This is a genomic window from Kitasatospora sp. NPDC008115 (genome assembly GCF_042957205.1).
Lineage (GTDB): Bacteria > Actinomycetota > Actinomycetes > Streptomycetales > Streptomycetaceae > Kitasatospora.
Map to the genome: position 1 here is coordinate 173,475 of NZ_JBIBHU010000014.1, position 19,791 is coordinate 193,265.

At 74.1% G+C, this 19,791-nt stretch carries 22 protein-coding genes and 2 tRNA genes; 14 read left to right on the forward strand and 10 right to left on the reverse strand.

Annotated features, from left to right (window positions below; translation table 11 throughout):
• Positions 1 to 39: 39 nt before the first annotated feature.
• On the forward strand, positions 40 to 804 hold the full coding sequence (locus tag ACFZBX_RS19560; RefSeq protein WP_391534992.1) for a maleylpyruvate isomerase family mycothiol-dependent enzyme: 765 nt from the start codon (positions 40 to 42) through the stop codon (positions 802 to 804).
• 1 nt (position 805) lies between these two features.
• Here the strand turns inward: ACFZBX_RS19560 and ACFZBX_RS19565 are convergent, their stop codons facing one another.
• The 3 genes from ACFZBX_RS19565 to ACFZBX_RS19575 all read right to left on the reverse strand — a co-directional run bounded on the left by ACFZBX_RS19565 (position 806) and on the right by ACFZBX_RS19575 (position 3,142).
• Entirely contained in the window at positions 806 to 1,615 is an 810-nt protein-coding gene (locus tag ACFZBX_RS19565) for a DUF2268 domain-containing protein (protein WP_391534993.1), read from the reverse strand.
• 232 nt (positions 1,616 to 1,847) lie between these two features.
• Entirely contained in the window at positions 1,848 to 2,489 is a 642-nt protein-coding gene (locus ACFZBX_RS19570) for a hypothetical protein (RefSeq protein WP_391534994.1), read from the reverse strand.
• Positions 2,486 to 3,142, reverse strand: a complete 657-nt coding sequence (locus ACFZBX_RS19575; protein ID WP_391534995.1) for a hypothetical protein — start codon at positions 3,140 to 3,142, stop codon at positions 2,486 to 2,488. Before ACFZBX_RS19575 ends, ACFZBX_RS19570 begins: the two co-directional genes overlap by 4 nt.
• 551 nt (positions 3,143 to 3,693) lie before the next feature.
• On the opposite strand from ACFZBX_RS19575, the gene ACFZBX_RS19580 reads away from it, so the two are divergent.
• Positions 3,694 to 4,149, forward strand: a complete 456-nt coding sequence (locus tag ACFZBX_RS19580; protein ID WP_391534996.1) for a hypothetical protein — start codon at positions 3,694 to 3,696, stop codon at positions 4,147 to 4,149.
• A gap of 84 nt (positions 4,150 to 4,233) precedes the next feature.
• Here ACFZBX_RS19580 and ACFZBX_RS19585 read toward each other — a convergent pair whose 3' ends face one another.
• Complete coding sequence (locus ACFZBX_RS19585) at positions 4,234 to 4,983, reverse strand: alpha/beta hydrolase (protein ID WP_391534997.1); 750 nt, start codon at positions 4,981 to 4,983, stop codon at positions 4,234 to 4,236.
• A gap of 274 nt (positions 4,984 to 5,257) precedes the next feature.
• Here ACFZBX_RS19585 and ACFZBX_RS19590 point away from each other — a divergent pair, with 274 nt between their 5' ends.
• Positions 5,258 to 5,575 (forward strand): hypothetical protein, encoded by a 318-nt coding sequence (locus tag ACFZBX_RS19590; RefSeq protein ID WP_391534998.1) that lies wholly within the window; start codon positions 5,258 to 5,260, stop codon positions 5,573 to 5,575.
• Between the two features lie 32 nt (positions 5,576 to 5,607).
• Here the strand turns inward: ACFZBX_RS19590 and ACFZBX_RS19595 are convergent.
• Together ACFZBX_RS19595 and ACFZBX_RS19600 are read right to left on the reverse strand one after the other, a co-directional pair.
• A tRNA-Trp gene (locus ACFZBX_RS19595) sits at positions 5,608 to 5,680 on the reverse strand.
• 32 nt (positions 5,681 to 5,712) lie between these two features.
• Positions 5,713 to 5,785: transfer RNA gene (locus ACFZBX_RS19600), tRNA-OTHER, on the reverse strand.
• Positions 5,786 to 6,002: 217 nt separating this feature from the next.
• Between ACFZBX_RS19600 and ACFZBX_RS19605 the strand changes: the two genes are divergently transcribed.
• From ACFZBX_RS19605 to ACFZBX_RS19650, 10 genes are all read left to right on the forward strand, one after another.
• Positions 6,003 to 6,521 (forward strand): RICIN domain-containing protein, encoded by a 519-nt coding sequence (locus ACFZBX_RS19605; RefSeq protein WP_391534999.1) that lies wholly within the window; start codon positions 6,003 to 6,005, stop codon positions 6,519 to 6,521.
• Positions 6,482 to 7,075 carry a hypothetical protein gene (locus ACFZBX_RS19610; protein WP_391535000.1) on the forward strand — a complete coding sequence of 198 codons (594 nt, stop codon included), beginning with the start codon at positions 6,482 to 6,484 and terminating at the stop codon, positions 7,073 to 7,075. The genes ACFZBX_RS19605 and ACFZBX_RS19610 overlap by 40 nt, the downstream gene beginning before the upstream one ends.
• 90 nt (positions 7,076 to 7,165) lie before the next feature.
• Complete coding sequence (locus ACFZBX_RS19615; protein WP_391535001.1) at positions 7,166 to 7,378, forward strand: cold-shock protein; 213 nt, start codon at positions 7,166 to 7,168, stop codon at positions 7,376 to 7,378.
• A 155-nt stretch (positions 7,379 to 7,533) separates the two neighbouring features.
• Positions 7,534 to 8,151: an ArsR/SmtB family transcription factor gene (locus tag ACFZBX_RS19620; protein WP_391535002.1), complete on the forward strand. Its 618-nt coding sequence runs from the start codon at positions 7,534 to 7,536 to the stop codon at positions 8,149 to 8,151.
• Entirely contained in the window at positions 8,148 to 8,885 is a 738-nt protein-coding gene (locus ACFZBX_RS19625) for an SRPBCC domain-containing protein (protein ID WP_391535003.1), read from the forward strand. Before ACFZBX_RS19620 ends, ACFZBX_RS19625 begins: the two co-directional genes overlap by 4 nt.
• A 58-nt stretch (positions 8,886 to 8,943) precedes the next feature.
• A complete protein-coding gene (locus ACFZBX_RS19630; protein WP_391535004.1) occupies positions 8,944 to 9,516 on the forward strand; it encodes a dihydrofolate reductase family protein in 573 nt (190 codons plus the stop codon).
• Positions 9,517 to 9,585: 69 nt separating this feature from the next.
• A complete protein-coding gene (locus ACFZBX_RS19635; RefSeq protein ID WP_391535005.1) occupies positions 9,586 to 10,104 on the forward strand; it encodes a GNAT family N-acetyltransferase in 519 nt (172 codons plus the stop codon).
• 62 nt (positions 10,105 to 10,166) lie between these two features.
• A complete protein-coding gene (locus ACFZBX_RS19640; RefSeq protein WP_391535006.1) occupies positions 10,167 to 10,469 on the forward strand; it encodes a DUF1905 domain-containing protein in 303 nt (100 codons plus the stop codon).
• Between the two features lie 56 nt (positions 10,470 to 10,525).
• The gene (locus ACFZBX_RS19645; protein WP_391535007.1) at positions 10,526 to 11,485 is read left to right on the forward strand and encodes an NAD(P)-dependent oxidoreductase; all 960 of its coding nucleotides are present in this window, start codon (positions 10,526 to 10,528) and stop codon (positions 11,483 to 11,485) included.
• A gap of 5 nt (positions 11,486 to 11,490) precedes the next feature.
• Positions 11,491 to 11,919, forward strand: a complete 429-nt coding sequence (locus ACFZBX_RS19650; protein WP_391535008.1) for a PPOX class F420-dependent oxidoreductase — start codon at positions 11,491 to 11,493, stop codon at positions 11,917 to 11,919.
• 9 nt (positions 11,920 to 11,928) lie between these two features.
• Here the strand turns inward: ACFZBX_RS19650 and ACFZBX_RS19655 are convergent, their stop codons facing one another.
• From ACFZBX_RS19655 to ACFZBX_RS19665, 3 genes are all read right to left on the reverse strand, one after another.
• Complete coding sequence (locus tag ACFZBX_RS19655; protein ID WP_391535009.1) at positions 11,929 to 16,410, reverse strand: hypothetical protein; 4,482 nt, start codon at positions 16,408 to 16,410, stop codon at positions 11,929 to 11,931.
• Entirely contained in the window at positions 16,407 to 16,943 is a 537-nt protein-coding gene (locus ACFZBX_RS19660) for a hypothetical protein (protein ID WP_391535010.1), read from the reverse strand. Before ACFZBX_RS19660 ends, ACFZBX_RS19655 begins: the two co-directional genes overlap by 4 nt.
• 212 nt (positions 16,944 to 17,155) lie before the next feature.
• Positions 17,156 to 17,788 carry a GNAT family N-acetyltransferase gene (locus ACFZBX_RS19665; RefSeq protein ID WP_391535011.1) on the reverse strand — a complete coding sequence of 211 codons (633 nt, stop codon included), beginning with the start codon at positions 17,786 to 17,788 and terminating at the stop codon, positions 17,156 to 17,158.
• A 103-nt stretch (positions 17,789 to 17,891) separates the two neighbouring features.
• On the opposite strand from ACFZBX_RS19665, the gene ACFZBX_RS19670 reads away from it, so the two are divergent.
• Positions 17,892 to 19,145: a DUF418 domain-containing protein gene (locus ACFZBX_RS19670; RefSeq protein ID WP_391535012.1), complete on the forward strand. Its 1,254-nt coding sequence runs from the start codon at positions 17,892 to 17,894 to the stop codon at positions 19,143 to 19,145.
• On the opposite strand, the gene ACFZBX_RS19675 is transcribed toward ACFZBX_RS19670, so the two are convergent.
• Complete coding sequence (locus tag ACFZBX_RS19675; RefSeq protein WP_391535013.1) at positions 19,078 to 19,659, reverse strand: hypothetical protein; 582 nt, start codon at positions 19,657 to 19,659, stop codon at positions 19,078 to 19,080. The two genes, ACFZBX_RS19670 and ACFZBX_RS19675, sit on opposite strands and share 68 nt — an antisense overlap.
• Between the last annotated feature and the right edge of the window lie 132 nt (positions 19,660 to 19,791).

Here is a 19,791-nt window from a genome sequence, read left to right on the forward strand (position 1 = left end):
CGAGTGCGAGAGTTCCGGTTAGGGTGATACAAGGGCTGCGTGACTGAGCATCTCAACTTCCCCACCCTCCTGCGGATGATTGCCGAGCGGTCCGCCGCGTTCCGCGCCGCCGTCGCCGAGGCCCCCAGCCTCGACGCCGACGTCCCGTCCTGCCCGGGCTGGACGCTGTACGACCTGGCGAACCACCTCAGTGAGGGGGACCGCTTCTGGGCGCACATCGTGCTGAACACCGCGCCGGGCGACGAGCGGCCGAGCAAGGACGGGCTGGCGGCGCCCAGGGAGCGCGAGGCCCTCATAGCCTGGCTGGCCGATTCGACGGAGCAGTTGCTTGCTGCTCTGCGCGAGGCCGGCCCGGAGCGGGGCTGTTGGGCCTGGTGGGAGCCGCTGGCCTCGCCGCACACCGTGGCCGCCGCGGCCCGCCGCCGCGTCCCGGAGTCGCTGATCCACACCTACGACGCCCAGCTGGCCGCCGGCGCCCCCCAGGAGCTGCCGACGACCGAGGCGGTCGACGCCGTCGAGGAGTTCCTCGCCACCGTCTGCACCGTCACGGTCCCGTGGCCGGGCGAGCCCGCCACCATGGACTACCACGTAGCCGAGGCCGGCTCCTGGCGCCAGACGGTGGACGCCGCCGGTTCCCGCTTCACCCGCCTCACCGCGGCGGAGGCCGCCGAGAGCAAGCCCACCGCCGCCGTCTACGGCACGGCGAGTGAGATGGCCCTGCTCATGTACATGCGCATCCCGGCCGGCTCGCTGCGGATGGAGGGCGACGCCGACCTGGTCCAGCAGTTGCAGAACTGGGGCTGATTCAGTGTGGCGCGTCCGGCGTCAGGCCCAAACGCGGCAGGGCGACCTCCAGGATGTCGGCCGAGGGAGTGTGGACACTGCCGGCGGCGGTCGTGCCGGCCGCGTCGAGGTAGGCGCGCACCAGGCGGGCGCCCGCCGCGTAGCCGGCACCGGTGGGCAGTCCGACCTGGCGGGCTCCGAGCAATGCCGCGGCGGCATCGCCGAGGACCCAGGAGGCGAAGTCGGCCATGCCCGTGACGCCGAGCCCTGAGGCGACCTTCGCCAGTACGGCGTCATCGGTTCGGGTCCGGTCTCCGACGAAGTGGGTGTGGCCCCGTTCTCCGTGCAGTTCGGCGGCGAACACGTCGGCCAGGCCCTCGGAGACGACGTGCTCGCCCACGGTGACGGTGGCGGGGTCCCACACGACGCCACCCGGTGAGTAGCGCACATTGTGGTGCAGCTCGTGCACCGCGATCGCCTCCAACCGGTCGAGGACGACGGGGTGCGGCCACACGGTGATGGTGATGTAGCCGCTGATGCCCCCGAAGCCCGAGACGCCGTCGACTTCGGTCATGAAGTACGTGTTCGTCGGATCACCCAGGACAAGCAGGACCTGAAGGTCGGGAATCGTCAGCTTCGGGACCGCCGACGTGAGGGCGGCGACGCCCTCCTGGAGGGCCGCGCCGACACGCTCCCAGGCGTTGGCGGCCACCAGCGCGTCGAGGCCCTCGCGGACCCGCTCGTCGACGGTGTCCGAGCCGTTCACCGGAAAGCCGAAGTTCTGCTGGTGGACCGTCGCCATGTCCACCCCGCCCGGGACGAAGAAGTACATGCCCGCCAGGGGAGACCACAGGTCACGCACCCGGTCCGCTCGATCCGCGGGCGACGCCTCCAGTACGCGTCTCATGCCCGCGGCGCTGTCAATCACTGAGATGGTCATGACCCGGGACGCTAAACATTGCCGCTACGACAAGGTCAAGGCCGGCGGGTCCGGGCCGTCCGACGCGACACAAGCCTGCTGTGCCTTCGCCCCGTCGAGCTGTTGCTCGACGGGGCGAAGCAGGTCAGACGATCCGGAACGCCAGGGCGCTCTCGGCGGACAGCTTGAGGGTGTAGATCCACACCGTCCCGTAGACCTCGTCCCGATAGGTGGTCCGGACGGCGTCGAGGTAGTAGCCCCAGCGCTCGTCCTGGATCACCGACCAGCCCGCTTCGTTGGTGTGGATGAGGAACTTGAGTCCCCGGCCCTGGATCTCGACGCACCCGTTGACGGTGACCTCGGCGTTGGGGCTGCTCACCGGATCGGTGACGGTGAGGCACTCGAAGCTCGGCCAGGTGGTGAGGTAGGCGGACGGCCCCTCGCCCCGGCAGATGTTCCAGCGGGTGAGCCCTTCCCAATCCTCGGTCAGCAGTTCGGCCTGGTGGCGGCGGAACGGCCGGTCCGGGTCGAACTTCTTGTAGGGGTGGGCGGAGAGAAAGGTCGGACCGTACTTCCTTGTGCGAGGGAAGCTGCTGGGGTCCGCAGGCTTGCCCCAGTCGCTGTAGGGGCTCTGGAACCTGACCAGGGTCGGGTCGCACACCGTGCCGAACGGGCCCGGCAGTGAACCGGCCGCCGAGGCCTGCGGGGCGGCGAACAGCAGCAGGGCGCTGGCGAGGGCGGGCACCAGTGCGGCGAGCGCGCGAACCCGGCGCGCGACCGCGCTCACGCGCACGTCAGCCCGCGCCGGGCCAGCTCCTGGACGCTGCCGGGGACCACGGTGCTGTCGCAGGCGACGGAGCCCTTGATCTCGACGTCGAACGTCTCGTAGGTGCTCGTGCCGCCGGGCAGGGTGTTCACCCAGACGCCGGTGTTCGCGCCGGTCCGGGCGCACTGGTAGCGGACGAAGTCGCCCTCGATCCTGTGGGTCCCCTTGAACATCCCGTACTCGCCGGGCCGGTTGAAGTTCAGGGTGAGCGTCTGTGACCAACTGCTGGTGCTGGCCTTGGTCTTCTGCACCGAGAAGCCGACCTTGGCGGAGACCTTGGCGAACAGCAGGCCGGCCTGCGCGGTGATCTCCACCGAGTTGTTGTAGGTGGTGCTGACGGTGTCGACCTGGGAGAGCGTTTCCGTGAAGGTGCCGGTGGTGCCGGGTGCGATGGAGATGCCGGCCCAGTGCGTGATCGTGGGGGTGACCCGGACGTTGACGACGTCCTGCCAGATCGTCTCCAGGTTCGGGTTGCAGGTGTCGGACGGCGGCCGGGGGAGCGGGTCGGCGTGTGCCGCGCCCGCGGCGATGCCGCTGAGCCCCGCGAGCGTGACGGTCAGCGTGGCCAGTGCGGCGAGGCGACGGCGAAGGTGACGCCGTGGGACGGCTTCCACAGGGGTCCTCCTGTTGGTCGGGCTGCCAGGGGCATGCCAGTGCGTGCCTGCCCGGCGAGTCACCGGATTCTTCCTCGCCCACGAATGAAATTTCCATCCAAGGAACCTGGGATGTTTTCGGCCCCGGGTGATGTGCTAGGAGCGCGCGGAGAACCCGGCGGCCGGGAATTTCGTCACGTTTTCGGGACTTGACCTGCTTCGATCGGCAAATCGAAGTCGGAATGAACACGTGGGACGTTTCCGTCATGCCGCATATGGACATGACCGCGAGCCGGAGTGGCCGAGCCCCGAGCAGCTGTTCCGACATCGGGTCCGGCGAGTTGCGGAAGCGCAATGCCGCCCCGGTGGCCGGTGCTGGTGCAGCGGTGCCTGCACGATGTGCAGCGCCGAGGCCCACAGGATCGGCTGCATCTTGGCTGGAATGGTGTCCGGAATTCGCCGGAGAGGGCCCGCAAATACCTCTGTGGGGGTACGGGAAGGTGAACGACCTCTGACAGACTCCGAACCTCCCGGAGGAGATACCCCCGGGGATGGAATGGACAGGTGGGACCTTGAAGACAAAGGTACGTCTGATCGCGCTCCTTTTCGCTGTCGTCGGCGGATTGTTCGGCCTCGCCGCGCCCGCGAACGCCACGACCGGCAACTATGTGGACCTCGAACTGGGCGCCGCTCCGGGCTACTACGACAACGTCAGCGGCTGCACCACGACGTTCGCCTACGGCGCGCCCTCCCGTGTGCTCCTCTGTGGCAGCCAGACCACGATCGTGACCTGGGCGGACGGTCGCAAGGAGGTCACCGGGCTGGGCACCGACCACGCCGTCTGGACCGTGGAGCAGACCACGGCCGGCGGTTCCTGGGGCACCTGGGTGAGCCTGGGCGGCAGCGACCTCGACCTCAAGTACGGCGTGGCCTGGCCCAACCCGTCCAGTGTCGGCGCGTGGAGCGGCGACTACCAGTTCTGGTGCCGCACCAAGACCACCGGCTGGGGCCCCTGGCACCTCTGCTGATCCGCCGATCTCGGGCCTCCGGGCAGTAGGCCCGAATGCCGGGACGGTTCCGAGGCCCTCCGGAACCGTCCCGGCCCTCTCCGCCTACCTCAGGTGGCGGGCGAAGAACCGGGCCCCGGCGTCGAGTTCGAAGTGCGGGACGCCGGTGTGCCCGCCTGTGTTGGCGTGCAGCGTCTTCTCCTTCGACCCGAGGGCGTCGAACAGGTCCAGGGACGCCTGCCGGTCGTTGCCCTCGTCGTCCCACTGCAGCAGGACCTGCGCCGGAACGGAGACCCGGCGGGCCTCCTCGAACACGGCGGCGGGCACGAAGCTGCCGGCGAACAGGTTGGCGGCCGCGATGCGCGGATCGACCGCCGCCATCCGGATGCCGATCGAGATGATTCCCCCCTCGTACCCGACCGGCCCGCCGATCCCGGGGAGTGCGAGAAGCGCGTCCAGAGCGGCCCGCCACTCCGGGGCGGCCCTCTCGACGAGCGGGAGGACCAGGGCGTCGATGATCTCGCCGGTGACCGGCTCGCCGGCCTCCATCACCCGGCGCAGATCGGCCCGGGCCTGCTCGGCGGCGGCCCAACGGGGCCGCTCACCGCTCCCGGGGAGTTCGATGGTGGCCGCGGCGAAGCCGTACTCCGCCGCGTAGTACCGGGCCCGCCCCGCCAGCCGGTCGCGCACCCTGTCCAGCCCGAGCGGGGGAGCGCCGATCAGGATCAGCGGCGCCGGTGCGGACGGGGACTCGGACGCGGATCCGGGCGTCCACAGGATGCCGGGGATCCCGCCGAGGGTGAAGTCGCGTTCGAGGACGCCGTCGTCGAGGCGCCGCTCGGAAGTGAACCGCATGGTCGTGCCTTTCGGGAGAGCTCTGGAAACGGCGCTCCCGGACGACCTATCGCCCGACCGTGACCCCGGAGGGGAGCACCCATGTCGATACTGCGTTCACGGGTACCACCTCCTCGTTCTCTCGCACGGCTTCCGGAAAGGTAGCAGCGACCGCCGTGACCCGCCAAACGATTTGTCGCGCGGTCCGCGTAGCCACCGAGGGGCCCTTCCGCCGTCGCCGCCCGGCTCGCGCCCGTAGACTGCCTGTCCGCGAGCCGGACAGGGTGAGGACCGGATGGACTACTGCCGCCACGAGTTGAGCAACTGCGCGGACTGCGCCCCGCGCGTGCGTCCCGGCCGGGACGCCCCCGGCGCGGAGTGGGACGGCTGGCCGCCGTCCGCGATCATCGTGCACGAGAGCGGGAAGGCCCATCTGCCCGGCTGCACGCACATCGTCCCGGCCGACGTCCGACCGCCCGTCTACGGCTGGGTGCTCGACCCCGCGCCCGGCGCGTGGCGCCGGCTCTCGGGCTCCGGCCCGCTCCGGGCCACCGGGGGCAACACCAGGCGCGCCGCGGTGAGCCGCTGTCAGACCTGCGATGCCACCCGGTAGGGCCCCACGGCGCGACCGGCCGCTCTTTCCGGCACAGGCGGAGGGACTCGAACCCCCGGCACGCGGCTTTGGAGGCCGCTGCTCTACCAACTGAGCTACACCTGCGAGTCCCGTGATGTGTCGGCACGGGTACCGCGTCCGGACGGCAGGGCTCGAACCTACGACCTCTCCACCAAGGAAGCGCTCTCTGTCCATCTGAGCTACGTCCGGTCCCGGCCGCTTCCCGCGGCCGTCGGGCTTCATCCTGGAGCACACCGCACACGGCGTCCACGGGTTTTCCCGCGCCCACACCCGGCGGCCCCTGGCCGACGCGTGTGTACGGGCTGTTGACGTAGGCGTCCACCGGGTGTGCACGTGGGGGCGGAACAGTCCCTCCTTGTGCGCCGGGGGCACCCCGGCGCGAAGGTTTGAGAGAGGACGGACAACCATGGGGAACCTCCTGCGCAAGAGCCACCTGGTGGGCGCGCTGGCGGCCGCCGCGATCGCGGTGACGGCCCTGCCGGGGACGGCGAGCGCCGCGAGCACGACCGGCTCGATCAGCGTGTTCGGCAACAGCAAGTGCGTGGACGTCCGTGGCGGCGACACCGCCAACGGGACCCCGGTGCAGATCCACACCTGCAACGGCACGTACTCCCAGTGGTGGACCGCGACCGACCAGCCGGACGGCACCGGCATCACCCTGTCCGCGCTCGGCAAGTGTCTGGACGTCGCCTCCAGCGGCACCACGGACGGCACCAGGGTCCAGCTGTGGGACTGCAACGGCACCAACGCCCAGCGCTGGGTCCGCTACATGGGCGACGTCCTGATCAACCCGCAGTCCAACAAGTGCCTGGACGTGCCCGGCGGCGTCGCCGAGGACGGCAACCAGCTGCAGATCTACACCTGCAACTGGACCGCCTCCCAGCAGTGGTCCTTCAGCCCGCCGCGCATCCCGCACACCGGCTGACCTCCCGACCGCCTCAGGAACGGCTCACCGTCCAGGGCGGGCTGACGGTCGGCGACGTACTGGAGACGCGGGAGGGCCCGGCCCGGCCGGTCGTCCACGGCCGGCTGGAGGCCGAGGACGAGGTGCACGCCCACCGGGACGTGGTGGTCGACGGCGGCCTCACCGTGCACGGCGACGTCCGGCCGCTGCGGAACCTGGAGGTCGGCGGCACGGTCGGCGCGGCGGACCTGACGGCCGGGGGGAAGCTGACGACGAGCGGCGAGCACGCCCTCACCGTCCACGGGGAGTCGGTCTTCGAGGGCAAGGTGAACGCCAACGGGAGCCTGTCGGTCCGCAGCGGGGGCGAGTGGATCCTGCACGTCAACGACGAGAAGGTGTCGGTCCGCGACGCCTTCCGGGTCGGCGGGGAGTCGGTCTTCCACCGGAAGGTCAACGCCAACAAGCACCTGTCGGTCCGCAGCGAGGGCGTCGGCTGGATCCTGCACACCGTCGACGACAAGGTGGCGATCCAGGCCGACCTGCGGGTCCACGGGCGGCTCCACGCGGACGGCTGACGGCCGGGCCGCCGCTACGCTTCGCGCAGGCCCGACCCCGCTGCGTGAGACACTGGCGCGGTCAGCGTGACCCGCGTGCAAGGAGAAGACATGGCCGAGCGCCAGAACGGCGTCGTGAAGTGGTTCAACGACGAGAAGGGCTACGGCTTCATCACCCCGGAGTCCGGCCCCGACCTTTTCGTGCACTTCAGGGCGATCGAGGGGACCGGCTTCAAGTCCCTCGTCGAGGGCCAGAAGGTGTCGTTCGAGGCGGTCCAGGGCCAGAAGGGGATGCAGGCCGACAAGGTCCAGCTGGAGGCCTAGCGGAACGGGATCCACGGCCGGGGCCCACGCGCGAAGCGTGGGCCCCGGCCGCGTTTCCGTGCCGCCGTCCGGTGCCCGCCCGCCCCGGTTCGCCGATCGCAGCCGACAAATAATTTTTCCTTGACAAATTTTCCTGTCGGCAGCACTCTGGAGGGGTGCTGGACGTCGCTGTGATCGAAGAACCCGCCGCGGCCGAGGCGTCCCTGGCCCCCCTCCGGGCCAGGATCCTCGCCGCCCTGGCCGAGCCCGGCTCGGCGGCCATGCTGGCCGCCCGGCTGGACCTGCCCCGGCAGAAGGTCAACTACCACCTGAAGGAACTGGAGCGGCACGGACTGGTCGAACTCGCCGAGGAACGGCGCAAGGGCAACGTCACCGAACGGGTGTACCGCGCCACCGCCGCCTCCTACGTGATCTCGCCCGCCGTGCTGGCCGCCGTGAGCCCGGACCCGTCCCGCTCGCCCGACCAGCTCTCCGCCCGGTGGCTGCTGGCGCTGGGCTCCCGGCTGGTGCAGGAGGTGGGCACGCTGCTCACCGGCGCCGCCCGGGCCCGGCGGCGGGTCGCCAGCTTCGGCATCGACGCCCAGGTGCGGTTCGCCTCCGCGGCCGACCGCACCGCGTTCGCCGACGAACTCGCCCAGGCGGTGGCCGTCCTGGTCAGCCGCTACCACGACGAGTCCGCCCCCGGCGGCCGCACCCACCGGGTGATCGCCGGGCTCCACCAGATCCCCGCCACGGACACCGGCGCCGAGCCGGGACAGGAGAACGTGCGATGACCCACCCGTTCGAGATCGAACTGGAGACCCTCCTTCCGGCGAGCCCGGACGAGGTCTGGGCGGCCATCGCCACCGGGCCGGGCCTGGACTCCTGGTTCATGGGCCGCAACGAGCTGGACCCGCGCGAGGGCGGCACCGCCGCCATGGAGATCGGCGGCCACCGCGAGGCCGCGGTGATCACCGGCTACGAGCCCGGCAAGCGCCTGGCCACCCGCACCGCCACCGCCGAGGACGGCCGCTTCATGGCCTTCGAGTACCTCATCGAGGGCCGCGACGGCGCCGCCACCTCGCTGCGCGTCGTCCACAGCGGGCTGCTCGGCGACGACTGGGAGGACGAGTACGACGCGCTGCGCCGCGGCTGGCCGTTCCACCTGCACACCCTGGGCGAGTACCTCGCCCACTTCCGGGGCCGCACCGGCACCCCCGTCTTCGCCGTCGCCTCGGTGCCCGGGCGCCCGGCCGGCGGGCTCCGCGAGGCGCTGGCCCGCGCCCTCGGCCTGCCGCTGCCGCCCGCCGTCGGCGCCCGGCCGAGCGCCGGGCCGGCCGGGCTGCCGCCGCTGGACGGCGAGGTGGTCTGGGCGGACGACGAGCGCTTCGGGCTCCGGACGGCCGACGGCCTCTACACCTTCCACCACAGCGCCGGACTGGTCCTGATGTTCCACCACCTCTTCGGCCCCCACCCGGAGGGCGCCGAGGCCGCCTGGCAGCAATGGCTGACCGGCCTGCTCGCCTGACGGCCCCCGCACCTCCACCGTTCACCGTTCACCGTTCATCGCTCACCGAGGAACCATCATGCGCACCCTGATCAGCACCGCGTTCATCTCCCTCGACGGCGTCGTCGAGGCCCCCGGCGGTGAACCCGGCTACCGCAACTCCGGCTGGACCTTCAAGGACGTCGAGTTCGTCCCCGAGGCCTTCGAGATCAAGGGCCGGGAGCAGGAGGAGGCCACCGCGATGCTGCTGGGCCGGGTCAGCTACCAGGCCTTCAGCCCGGTGTGGCCGGACATGGCCGAGTTCGCCCGCTACCGGGAACTGCCGAAGTACGTCGTCTCCACCACCCTCACCGAGGACGACCTGGTGGCGAACTGGGGCGAGACCGCCATCCTGCGCTCGCTCGACGAGGTCGCCGCCCTGAAGGAGACCGAGGGCGGCCCGATCATCGTCCACGGCAGCGCCTCCCTCAACCAGGCGCTCTCCGACGCCGGCCTGATCGACCGCTACCACCTCCTCGTCTACCCGCTGCTGCTCGGCGCCGGCAAGCGCCTGTTCAGCGGCACCGACAAGGACGCCCAGAAGCTGCGGCTGGTCGAGCACGCCGTCTACTCCAACGGCCTGCAGAAGCAGGTCCTCGACGTGGTCCGCTGACGCCGCCCCGGGCCGGTGCTCGCACGGGTACCGGCCCGCCGGCCCCGTGCGGCGTGGCAGCATGCGGGGATGACCGATCATCAGAACGACGTCGTTCCCCTGGAGGGCTACGAGCCCGCCGAGATATTCGGCGACACCCCGGACCCGTTCGGGGTCGACGCGTGGGGGATCACCTGGCGGCGCAAGGAGCACCACGTCGGCATCCGGGAGGAGCCGGACGGCCGGCTCGTCGCACACGCCGGGCTGGTGGTGCTGCCGGTGTCGGCGGGCGGGCGGCGGACGGACGTCGTCGGGCTCGGCGGGGTGGCCGTCGCCGCGGACCGGCGCGGCCGGGGACTCGCCCGCGCGGTGGTGGAGGGCGCACTGGACCGGGCCCGCGGCCTCGGACCGGGGGCGGCGATCCTTTTCTGCCGCCCCGACGTGGCCGGCCTCTACGCCCGCCTCGGCTGGCGCCCGCTGGAGGGCCCCGTCGAGGTCGAGCAGCCCGCCGGGCCGGTGGAGATGCCGCTGCGCACGATGTGGTTCCCGCTGCACGAGGGCGCGCGGTGGCCCGCGGGCGCCGTGCGTCTGCACTCCCTGCCGATGTGAGCGCCGGCGCGACGGGACGCGTGAACGGCCGGGTTGTCAGTGCCGCGTGCGATGCTGGGCGCGTGGTGTTCGATTTTGAAGCCGAGCTCTGGATCTGGGACGCCCGGCGCGCCGACAGCTGGACCTTCGTCAGCCTGCCCGTCGAGGCCTCCGAGGAGATCCGCGACGTGGCCGCGGGCCCGCGCCGGGGCTTCGGCTCGCTGCGCGTGCGGGTCACCCTCGGCGGCAGTTCCTGGCAGACGTCGATCTTCCCGGACAGCAGCCGCGGCTGCTACGTCCTGCCCGTCAAGCGCGCCGTCCGCACGGCCGAGGACCTGGAGCCGGGCGACATCGCCGCCCTCACCGTCGAACTCGTCGACCTCTGAGGAGAACCGGCTGACTTTTCGTCAATTGACCTTCGCCGCTTGACCTTCACACTGATGTGAAGGTTCAGGATGGCGTCATGACCGATAAATCGAACGAATCAGCGAAAGACGCCCCCGTCGCCGTCCTCGGCCTCGGACTGATGGGGCGGGCCCTGGCCGGGGCGTTCCTGCGCGCGGGCCACCCCACCACCGTATGGAACCGCACCCCGGGCAAGGCCGCCGAACTCGCCGACGCGGGAGCCCGCACCGCCGCCTCGCCCGAGGAGGCGGTGCGGGCCGCCGCACTGGTGGTGGTCTGCGTGTCCGACCACACCGCCGTCCACGACCTGCTCGACCGCCTCGACGCCGCCGACCCGGCCCTGCTCGCCGGCCGCGTCCTGGTCAACCTCACCTCCGGCACCGCCGCCCAGGCCCGGGAGAACGCCGCCCGGGCGGCCGCCGCCGGCGGCGGGTACCTGGACGGCGTGATCCTGGCCGTGCCACAGGCCATCGGCACACCCGAGGCCGTCGTCCTCTACAGCGGCGCCCGCGCCGACTTCGAGCGGTACGAGCCCGCGCTGCGCAGCCTCGCCACCGATGCCACCGCCCACCTGGGCGAGGACCACGGCCTGGCCGCGCTGCACGACTCCGCCGTGCTCGGGCTGATGTGGAGCGTGCTGAACGGCTTCCTGCACGGCGCCGCGCTGCTCGGCGCGGCGGGCGTCGACGCGTCGGCCTTCGCCCCGCTCGCGGCGCGCTCGACGGTGACGGTGGCCGGCTGGCTGGCCGACTACGCCGGCCAGATCGACGCCGGCACCTACCCGGCCGACGACGCCACCCTGGAGACCCACATCGCCGCCATGGACCACCTCGCCGAGGAGAGCGCGGCCCTCGGGGTGAGCACCGAACTCCCGGACCTGGTCCGGACCCTGGCGGGCCGTGCGCTGGCGGCCGGGCAGGGCGGCGCGAGCTACGCCGCGCTGGTCGAGCAGTTCCGCCGGCCGGCCCCCGCCGCCGGGGAGGCTGCCGCAGAATGACCGCCATGACGACGACCTTCGATCCCCGCACCCTGCTCGCCGCGAGCCGCCTCGGCGTGCTCGCCACGATCAAGTCCGACGGGCGGCCCCAGCTCTCGCCCGTGATGCCGTACTACGACCGGGCCGCCGAGCGGCTCTACGTCTCGATGACGGAGGGCCGCGCCAAGACGGCCAACCTGCGCCGCGACCCGCGCGCCGCCCTGGAGGTCACCAGCGCCGACGGCCGGTCCTGGGCCACCGCCGAGGGCACGGTCACCGTGGTCGGCCCGTCGGCCGACCCCGCAGGACCGGAGGTGGACGTGCTGGTCGACTACTACCGGCGCGCCGCCGGCGAGCACCCGGACTGGGAGGAGTACCGCGCCGTGATGGTCGCCGACCGGCGCGTCCTCATGATCCTCGCGGTCGACCACGTCTACGGCGAGCGGCTCGGCTGACCGCTCCGCTCAGCCGCAGGGGTCCGCGTAGGGCAGGTCCGAGAAGGTGTTCTCCCACTCGGCCCGGGCGTAGCGGATCGTGCGGACCGCGCAGAGGCCCGCGCGGAGCCGGTCGAAGTCGGACGGCACCAGGACGCTCTCGCCGCCCAGCAGCGCCAGCGGGCTCGACGGCAGTCCGAGCAGCAGCGCGCCGTCGCCCGGCCGGAACCCCTCCAGGACGAGGCCGGACCGGTCGAGGCGGGTCTGCGCGATCAGCTCGGCGCTCCCGGGCGGGGCGCCGGCGGCCGGGAGGCGCCAGAGCGCGAGCGGCGCCCCGGCCGGGTCCGCCGGCGCCCAGGCGGCCAGCAGCCCGGCGCCCGGGGCGACGGCCAGCGAGGTCATCTTGCTCAGCCCGCCGGGCAGGGCGTACCGCTTGCCGGGGCTGTCCAGCGCGGCGAGGAACGGCTGCCCGAGGTCGGACAGTGCGGCGATGGTCCGATCGCGGGTGAAGCGGGCGGTGTCGCCGAGCCGGGGGCCGGCGGCGAGCCGGGTGGCCGTGCCGTCCTCGTCCGGCGTCCAGGCGGTGTTCGGCCGGTGGGAGCCCTCGCCCGCGATCACCTCGCGGCTGACGATCAGCCAGTTGTCGCCGCTGGTGTCCATGCTCATCCGCTGTCCCCGGACCAGCGACAGCTGCCGCGGGTTCGCCGGGTCGGTGAGGTCCAGGATCCGGAACTGGGTGTTGTGGGTGACGGCCAGCCGCCGGCCGTTCGCGCCGAACAGCGTCAGTCCGGTGTCGGTGTTGGGGTACTGGTCGGTGATGTCGGCCACCTGCACCGGATGGTGGACCTGCTGGATGTCCCACAGGTAGACGGTCGGCGGCGTGCCGTTGTACACGGCGATCAGCGTGCTGCCCGGGCTCGCCCCGACGACCGGGCGGCCCGCGAGCGCCCCGGGGACGGAGATCCCGCCCGCCGGGCGCGCCGTTCCGTCGGCGAAGGACCAGAGCCGCAGCACCCCGGGGCCGGCCATGCCGACCAGCACGTCGCGGCCCTGGAGGAAGCGGACCTCGCCGGTGGCCCCCGGCACCGACCCGGCGGGGACCGGCGGGCCGTCGCGGTCGATCTTCCAGATGGTGCCGGAGCGGCCCACCCCGTAGCGGCCGTCGGGGGAGAACACCGGTTCCCCCACGTCCAGCGAGCCGGTGAGGAACTCGGGCAGGCTCTGCACCGGCGGGTTCCAGAGCGTGACGACGCCGTTCTCGTCGCCGGCGGCGACCGTGCGGCCGTCGGGCGCGTACGCGGCGGCCAGCAGGCCGGAGCCGCCGGGGACCTCCCGCACGGCGGGGGGCTGGTCGTCGACCGCGGTGAGCCTCAGGCGCCCCCGGTGGGACACGGTGGCCAGCACCGCGTTCCGCTCGGGGAAGGAGAGCGACGGCTGGGTCTCCTGGCCGGGCGCCGGATCGGGCAGCGCGGCCGGCCGCGCCGGGTCGGTGGTTTCCCACAGGTGCAGCCCGCCGCCCCCGCCGCCGGCCAGCCGGCGGCCGTCCGGGCTGAAGGCCACGGCCTGCGCGGCGGCGTCGGCGGGCTCGGCGAGCAGGCCCGGGTGCGCCCGGTCCGCGACGTCGAGGATCCGCACGCGTCCGCCGGACACCGTCAGGGCGAGCGTGCGGCCGTCCGGGTGGAAGGAGACGGAGTCGACCGACTCGCCCTGGGCCCCCGGGCCGGCCCGGTCGGGGGCGAGGGGGCCGGGTCGGGACAGGTCGCTCAGGTCCCACAGCCGCAGCCCGCCGGCGGCCGCCACCGCGAGGGCCGTCCCGTCGGCGCTCACCGACAGGGCCTTGACCGGGCCCGCGTCGGCGGCGGTCCGGGAGAGCAGCGTCGGGCGCGAGGGGTCCGTGAGGTCCCACACCGACAGGTCCGCCGGGGTGTGCACCAACAGGTGGTTGCCGTCCGGGTGCCAGGCGAGCGCCGCGTTCCCCCGGGCCTCCAGCACCTCACCGGGGGACGGGTGGTAGCGGTCCGCGGTGTTCCAGATCCGCACGCTGTTGTCGGCGGCGGCGCTGGCCAGGGTGCGACCGCTCCGGTTGAAGGCCAGGCCGAGCACGAACGCCGTGTGGCCGGTGAGGCGGGCCTGCACCGGCTGGAGGGCGGAGGCCAGCAGCGCGCCGCGCGCCTCGGGGGTGGCGGCGGTGCGGTAGGCGGCCAGGCTCAGGTCCAGGGCCTCGCCCGGGTTCTCGGCGCGCAGCGCGTCGGCCTGCTCGGCCAGCCGCTGCGAGGCGGCGACCGCGGCCTGCCGGCGTTCCCGCTCGGTCCGCGCCCCCACCACCCGCACCACGCCCACCGTCCCGCCCGCCGTGACGGCCAGCGCGAGCGCGAAGGCCAGCGCGCGCCGCCGCCGGTGCCGCAGGCGTGCGCGGCGCTCGGTGGCCTGGCTGGTGTCCAGGAACTCCCGCTCGACGGGGGCCAGCGGCAGGCCGGGACCCTCGGCGGGCGCCATCAGGAGGCGCTCCAGCCGCTCCCCGGCCAGCAGGCCCTCGGCGCGGCGCCCGTCCGCCACCCAGGCGGCGGCGCACTCGGCGATCTCCTGGTGGCGCAACAGGTCCACCCGCGACTCGCGGATCCAGCGGCCCAGCAGCGGCCAGCCGCGCAGCAGCGCCTCGTGGGAGATCTGCGCTCCGTTCTCCGACCGGGTGACCAGCCGGGAGCGGTCGAGCGCCTCGATCACGTCCCGCAGCGCCCGCCGCTCCTCCGGCGGCCTGCCCTCCAGCAGCGCGGGCAGGTCGGCGGTGCGCCGCCGCGCCCCGCCGTCGGCGTCCAGGTGCACCAGGCGCAGCAGCACGTCGCGCAGCGCGGCCCGCCCGGCGGCGTCGAGGCGCTCGTGCAGTTTGTCGCCGGTGTTGGCGACCGCGTGCCAGATGCCCCGGGTGTCCTGGTAGCCGGCCAGGGTGAGGACGGCGCCGCTGCGCCGCTGCCAGGTCTCGTGCAGGGCGTGGGCGAGGAACGGCAGGCCCTCGACCGGCTCGTGGCTGCCGCCGCCCTGCCTCAGGTCGTGCAGCAGCCGGTCGACCAGGCCGTTCTCCAGGGTCAGCCCGGCCTCCCCGGCGGGCAGCTCGACCGCCTCGCGCAGCGCCGCGCCCTTCAGCGGCTCGACCGACAGCTGGTTGCGGTCCAGCGCGGCGGCGAGGTCGGGGTGGGCGAGCGCGTGGCCGTAGGCGTCCGCCCGCAGGGCGAGCACGGTCTCGGGCCGGCCGGGGACGTCCGGGCGGCAGAGCAGGTCGATGAAGCGGTCCCGTTGGCGCTCGTCCTCGCAGCGGGTGAACACCTCCTCGAACTGGTCGACCACCAGCAGCCCGCAGGGGGAGTGCCCGGGCAGCGGGGCCGGGAAGCGGCCGGCCGCGAAGGCCGCCTGCACGTCCTCGGCGGTCCGGCCGGTGAGCCGGGCCCACTGGCGGGTGAGGGTGGTCATCGGCGCGGGGCCGGGGGCGGCCACCTCCAGGGCCGGCCACGGCACGTCCGCCGCACCCCGGCCGTGCCGGTCGGCGAGGCCGGCCAGCAGGCCGGCGCGCAGCAGTGACGACTTGCCGGCCCCGGAGGCGCCGACCAGCACGGTCGGTCCGGGCGTGCGCCGGTCGCAGACCAGGTCGAGCAGGTGCTCGATCAGGTCGGCGCGGCCGGAGAAGTAGCGGCTCTCCTTCAGCCGGAAGGGCCGCATGCCGGGATAGGGGCAGGGCACGTTGCCGGGCGGCTCGCGCCGTCCGTCGGCGGCCGGCCGGTAGGCGAGGTTGGGCGCGATGGCGAGGGTGCCCATGTCGCCCTCGCTGTGCCCGCGCGGGCGGACCGCCTCGTGCTCGGCCTGCCGGGCGAGGACGGCGTGCAGGCCGTCCATGGTCAGCGCCGGCGCCCCCTCGGGATCGCCCTCGGTGAGGACCCTCAGCAGCCGTCCGCTGAACCGGGTGTGCCGGGCGCCGGGCGGGGCGAAGGACTGCCCGAAGTTGTTCGCCGAGGTGAGCAGGAAGCTGCCGACCGGCCAGAGCCGGGCGAACGGGTCCCGGTCGGGGTGGCCGAAGGGGACGGCGGCCCGCCCGGAGTAGCAGCAGTCCAGCACCACGATGCTGCCGCCGCGGGCCTGGCCGAGCAGGTCGCGGACGGTGCGGTAGGCCACCGCGTGGGCGACCTCGTGCTCGGTGCGCACGTGCCAGGTGGCCAGGTAGAGCTCGTCGTTGGGGCCGAGCAGGCCGTGGCCGACGTAGTAGAGGGCGACCGCGCCGGAGGCCTTGGCGACCACCCGTTCGACGGTGGCGAGCACCTCGGTCTGGTCGGCCTCGGGGCGCACCCGGTGGATCCGGGCGGCGGGCAGTCCGCAGACCTCGCGGAGCGCGGCCTCAAGGTCGTCGAGCGTGGTGTCGACGGCGGGCAGCGGCTCCAGGCGGGAGCGCGGCCCGTGCCGGCCGGTGCCGACCAGGATCGCGTGGGCGCCGGGCAGCGCCCCCAGGCCTGGCGGGGAGCCGTTCACGGTCCCTCCGGCCGGTCGCCCGGGCGGTGGTGGGGCCGGGCCCGGCGCCGGTCGGGCTCGTCGGCGTCCGCGGGGTCGGCCGGGTCTGCCGGTACCTCGGGGGCGTCCGCGCCGCTCGGCTCGATCGCCTCGGCGACGGCGCGGACCAGGGCGGCCAGTTCCTCCGGGTCGAGCCGGCCGACCCGGTCGGAGGCGACGGTCACCTCGACGCCGTCGGCCCGTCTGAGCGTGACGGTCCGCCGCTCCCGGCGGCCGCGGACCCAGGCGACCACCGACCCGACCAGGACCGTGACCGCGCCGCCCGGTTCCAGTACGGCGATCAGCAGATCGCTCACCGTCCCCATGGCGCCCGCGACGGGCGGCCCGCTGCGGGCGTGCCGCACCCGGCCGCGCAGGGCCGGCTCGCCGGCCAGCCAGCGCGCGAGCCCGTGGACGTCCGCGCCCCTGCCCGGGCCCCTGTCCGTGCCCCCGTTCCCGTCCCCGTTCCCGTCCCCGTGCGCGCCGTTCCCGACCGCGATGAAGACCTCTGCCATTGCCCCCGTTACCCCCGCCCGCTCGTCCGGACTCCTTCGCCCCGCTTCCGGCCCAGCAGGGCGCGGACCATCTTGACGGCCACCACCCGGCTCCGGAAGGGGGCACGGCAGCACATGCCGGGGCGCACGGCAGCACGGGCCCGCCGCCGACGGTCCCACGACGCGACACCGCGCCCGCGGTCCCGGCCTTCCGGCGGGGTGGGCGACGGTGGTCAGCCGCGGGCGTCGGCCGGGGTGACCGGGCGGTGCATGGTGGTGACGGCACCGAAGCCCAGCAGGGTGCGCAGGTACGGGGTCCGCTCGGTGCGGGCGGCCGTGAAGCCGTGGCGCTCGTAGAGGGCGCGGGCACGCGGGTTGACGTCGATGACGTCGAGCCGGACGCGGTGGCAGCCGTGCTCGGCGGCGACGGCCGCGACCTCGGTGAGCAGCAGCCCGCCGGTGCCCAGGCCGCGCCGCCGGGCGTCCACGGCGATGCCGTCCATGACCAGCTCGCCCGGCTCGGGCCTGCGCTCGAACAGGGCCAGGACGGCGAGCCGGGGGAGGCTGCGGAACAGGCCGTAGGCGGCGAGCACGTCGCCGAGGTCGCCGCCGGTCAGGCCGCGCCCGCCGAGCCGGTAGCCCGCCACGCCGACGACCTCCCCGCCGTGCACGGCGACGATCCCCCGGTCGTGGTGCAGGTGTTCGGCGATGAAGGCGCGGCCGGCCTCGGGCGGGTCGAGCGCCGGGCCGAGCTTGCGGCCGAAGGCCTCCCAGTAGAGCGCGGCGACCCGCGCCTCGGCGCCGGCCGGCACCCCGCGCAGCAGCGTCGGACCGCCGTCGCCGGCGTTCCCGTCCTCGATCCCCATGGCGGTGCGCCCCTCTCGTCTCGCTCGGGACTTGCACTATCGAGCATATAACGTTCATGCTCGGAACGAGAGTTTCCATGACGATAGTTTTGGAGGGGATCCCATGGAGCAGACCCGACCCGCGGCGGCCACCGCCGCCGCGCCGGACCGGGCGGGAACCGGTCCGGCACGGCTCGCGGACGTCGACGCGCTGCGCGGCTTCGCGCTGTTCGGCATCCTGACCGTCAACATCACCTACCTCGCCTCCGCCTTCCACGGCACCGGCGTCGACGAGCCCGGCTTCGGCTCGCCGCTCGACACCGGCGTACGGGCCGTGGTGGCGCTGCTGTTCGAGGCCAAGTTCTTCCTGCTGTTCTCGTTCCTCTTCGGCTACGGCTTCACCCTGCAACTCGACTCCGCCGAACGGCGCGGCGCCCGCTTCACCCCGCGCTTCCTGCGGCGCCTGGCCGGCCTGTTCGCGCTCGGGGTGCTGCACGCCGTCCTGCTCTTCCCCGGCGACATCCTCACCACCTACGCGGTGCTCGGGCTGGTCCTGCTCGCCCTGCACCGGATCCGGCCGCGCACCGCGGTACGCACGGCCGTCGCCCTCTTCGCGGTCACCGCCACCGCCTACCTGCTGCTCGCCCTCGCCCTGCGGGGCGCCGACGGCGGGGACCCGGCGGTCGCCGCGGCCGACGCGCAGCGGGCCACCGAGGCGCTGCGCGGCGGGTTCGGGTCGGTGGTCGGGGCGCACCTCGACCAGCTGCCGGACGTGCTGTTCCTGCTGGTGTTCTTCCAGGCCCCGGCGGCCCTCGCGGCCTTCCTGATCGGCCTGGCGGCCGGCCGGCACCGGGCGCTGGCCGACCTCGCCCGCCACGACCGGACGCTGCGCCGGCTCCAGGCGGTCGGCTTCCCGCTCGGGCTGCTCGGCGCGGGCGTCTACACGTGGTCGGCGCTCACCCACCCCGGCCCCGCGGCCGAGGTGTTCGCGCTCGGGGTGGACGTGGCCACCGCGCCGGTGCTGGCCGCGGCGTACGCGGCCACCGTGCTGCGGCTGGCCGCCGGACGGCACGGGCGGCGGCTGGTGGCGGTGCTGGCGCCGCCCGGGCGGATGACGCTCACCAACTACCTGACGCAGTCGCTGGTCTGTGTGCTGCTGTTCACCGGCGTCGGGGCCGGGCTGGTCGGGCGGGTGGCGCCGGCCGGGGTGGCGCTGATCGGCGTCGCGCTGTTCGCGGCGCAGGCCGCGGGCTGCCGCTGGTGGCTGGCCCGGCACCCGTACGGGCCGGCGGAGTGGCTGCTGCGCGCGTTCACCGCGCTGTCCTGGCCGCGGTGGCGCGGTGCGGCGTCCGGCGACCCCCGGCGTCCGCTCGGCTGAAGTCCGGCGACCCGGTGCGGGTCCGGCTGAGCTCGAAGAACGCCGGGTGCCCGGCCGGCAGCCGGACGCCGTCGAAGACCCGGACGGCCACCTCCCCGCGCGGGGCCGCGTGGAGCACCGGCCCGCAGAACGCGGCGCCGTCGACGTGGACGGTGGTCGGGGCGCCGACGTCCGCGCCGACCGGGTCCATGCCCGCGCGGTGGCTGCGCCGCAGCGCCTCGCCCCACCCGGTGGAGTGCGCGGCCTGGGCCGGCTCCTCCGGGAGGAGCCGGCCGTCGGCCTCCCGGTCGTCGCGGAGCAGCTCGGCGCCGTGCTGTTCGGCGCCGTGCTGTTCGGCGGCCGCGCTGCAGACCCGGACCGGGCCCAGCCGGTGTCGAGCGGCCCGGCCGGGTGAAGGGTCGTGGCGGACCACCGGGCAGGGCCGGTCCAGGGCCGGATTCCCGGGCCACTTTCCGGCGAGGGCCGCCGGACGCGCGCCGGGGGCGCCCGCGACGCGCCCGGGCGGCGAATCCATCCTCAGGGGTGACGACCCGTCAGCACGCCTGCCCGGCAGCCTCCCCTCGCCGTAGGAATCCCATCCGCCATTCGAGTGAATTCATGACTCCGGATCTTCTCGATCATGGGCGACTATGCTGCCGCCCCGTCA

What these genes read in the sequence shown, in the direction of transcription:
- ACFZBX_RS19565 (WP_391534993.1), bottom strand. Translation starts at nt 1,615, where the DNA reads ATGTACTTCTTCGTCCCGGGCGGGGTGGACATGGCGACGGTCCACCAG.
- ACFZBX_RS19585 (WP_391534997.1), bottom strand. Translation starts at nt 4,983, where the DNA reads ATGCGGTTCACTTCCGAGCGGCGCCTCGACGACGGCGTCCTCGAACGC.
- ACFZBX_RS19590 (WP_391534998.1), top strand. Translation starts at nt 5,258, where the DNA reads ATGGACTACTGCCGCCACGAGTTGAGCAACTGCGCGGACTGCGCCCCG.
- ACFZBX_RS19605 (WP_391534999.1), top strand. Translation starts at nt 6,003, where the DNA reads ATGGGGAACCTCCTGCGCAAGAGCCACCTGGTGGGCGCGCTGGCGGCC.
- ACFZBX_RS19615 (WP_391535001.1), top strand. Translation starts at nt 7,166, where the DNA reads ATGGCCGAGCGCCAGAACGGCGTCGTGAAGTGGTTCAACGACGAGAAG.
- ACFZBX_RS19625 (WP_391535003.1), top strand. Translation starts at nt 8,148, where the DNA reads ATGACCCACCCGTTCGAGATCGAACTGGAGACCCTCCTTCCGGCGAGC.
- ACFZBX_RS19630 (WP_391535004.1), top strand. Translation starts at nt 8,944, where the DNA reads ATGCGCACCCTGATCAGCACCGCGTTCATCTCCCTCGACGGCGTCGTC.
- ACFZBX_RS19635 (WP_391535005.1), top strand. Translation starts at nt 9,586, where the DNA reads ATGACCGATCATCAGAACGACGTCGTTCCCCTGGAGGGCTACGAGCCC.
- ACFZBX_RS19650 (WP_391535008.1), top strand. Translation starts at nt 11,491, where the DNA reads ATGACGACGACCTTCGATCCCCGCACCCTGCTCGCCGCGAGCCGCCTC.
- ACFZBX_RS19660 (WP_391535010.1), bottom strand. Translation starts at nt 16,943, where the DNA reads ATGGCAGAGGTCTTCATCGCGGTCGGGAACGGCGCGCACGGGGACGGG.
- ACFZBX_RS19665 (WP_391535011.1), bottom strand. Translation starts at nt 17,788, where the DNA reads ATGGGGATCGAGGACGGGAACGCCGGCGACGGCGGTCCGACGCTGCTG.
- ACFZBX_RS19670 (WP_391535012.1), top strand. Translation starts at nt 17,892, where the DNA reads ATGGAGCAGACCCGACCCGCGGCGGCCACCGCCGCCGCGCCGGACCGG.
- ACFZBX_RS19675 (WP_391535013.1), bottom strand. Translation starts at nt 19,659, where the DNA reads ATGGATTCGCCGCCCGGGCGCGTCGCGGGCGCCCCCGGCGCGCGTCCG.